The organism is Bacillus cereus group sp. BfR-BA-01524, assembly GCF_022662595.1.
GTDB lineage: Bacteria > Bacillota > Bacilli > Bacillales > Bacillaceae_G > Bacillus_A > Bacillus_A thuringiensis_S.
On the sequence record NZ_JAKUDW010000335.1, the window covers coordinates 1 to 325 of the forward strand.

Genomic DNA, 325 nt, shown 5'->3' on the forward strand with positions numbered 1-325 from the left:
GCGATTTGGTACATATATAAGATTGGTAGATAAGTTAACTCCTATCCCTCCCCTCGGTTCAACGCCGACAGGAATAGTAGTAATTACAGTATTCGTTAATCCATCAATTACCGAGACGTTATTACTATCAGCATTTGCTACATAAATTCGATTGGTGGATGGATTGACCCCTACTCCTATGGGACCAGTTCCTACTGTAATAGTAGTAATTACGGTATTCGTTAATCCATCAATTACAGACACATTCCCACTACCCTGATTTGCCACATAGACTCTATTAGTTAAGGGGTTGACCTCAATTCCTCGTGGAGCATTTCCAACGGCA

General features: G+C 40.9%; 1 protein-coding gene. It reads right to left on the reverse strand.

Going from position 1 to position 325, the window contains the following annotated elements:
* Window positions 1-267: YncE family protein (locus MR170_RS31335; RefSeq protein ID WP_481746807.1), on the reverse strand; the 267-nt coding region annotated here is incomplete at its 3' end.
* Between the last annotated feature and the right edge of the window lie 58 nt (window positions 268-325).